Consider the following 820-nt stretch of genomic DNA (forward strand, 5'->3'; position numbering starts at 1 on the left):
GGCACTGTTGCAAATAGGCTGACATGATAAGCTAAATATCTTATTTATTTCGAGATACAGCAGATGAATCCCTTCCATGGTCGGCACTTTCAAGGTGAAATCATTCTTTGGGCTGTTCGTTGGTATTGTAAATATGGCATCAGCTATCGTGAACTTCAAGAAATGCTCGCTGAACGAGGTGTGAATGTTGACCACACCACAATTTATCGTTGGGTTCAGCGTTATGCTCCAGAAATGGAAAAACGCTTACGCTGGTATTGGCGTAATCCTACAGATTTACATTCATGGCATATGGATGAGACTTATATCAAAGTGAAGGGGCGATGGACTTACCTGTATCGTGCAGTTGATCAACGGGGTCATACGATTGACTTTTACCTTTCCGCTAGACGGAACAGTAAATCAGCCTATTGTTTTTTAGGAAAGATCTTCAATACGGTGAAAAAATGGCAAATTCCACGGGTCATCAATACAGATAAAGCAGCGACCTATGGCCATGCTTTATCACGGTTAAAGCGAGAAGGAAAATGTCCAGTAGATATTGAGCACAGGCAGATTAAGTATAAAAATAATGTCATTGAATGTGATCATGGTAAGTTAAAGCGGATCATCAGGGCCACATTAGGATTCAAATCTATGAAGACGGCTTATGCCACAATTAAAGGTATTGAAGTCATGCGTGCACTACGTAAAGGACAAGCATCGTCATTTTATTATGGTCAGCCTCAAGGTGAAGTGTGTCTAATCAACAGGGTTTTCGGTCTCTAAGCACTTTTAAAAAGGAACTTCATCGACTCAAATCTCTATTTGCAACAGTGCC

General features: G+C 40.7%; 1 protein-coding gene. It reads left to right on the forward strand.

Annotation, left to right across the window (positions count from 1 at the left end; genetic code table 11):
- The first annotated feature begins 63 nt into the window (after nucleotides 1-63).
- A complete protein-coding gene (locus tag MSG93_RS19245; protein WP_001067790.1) occupies nucleotides 64-768 on the forward strand; it encodes an IS6-like element IS1008 family transposase in 705 nt (234 codons plus the stop codon).
- Nucleotides 769-820 lie beyond the last annotated feature (52 nt).

This window comes from Acinetobacter sp. IK40 (genome assembly GCF_035615075.1).
GTDB classification, from domain to species: domain Bacteria; phylum Pseudomonadota; class Gammaproteobacteria; order Pseudomonadales; family Moraxellaceae; genus Acinetobacter; species Acinetobacter courvalinii.

Excerpts from the sequence above, each read along its gene's own strand:
- MSG93_RS19245 (WP_001067790.1), top strand. The coding sequence starts at position 64 with ATGAATCCCTTCCATGGTCGGCACTTTCAAGGTGAAATCATTCTTTGG.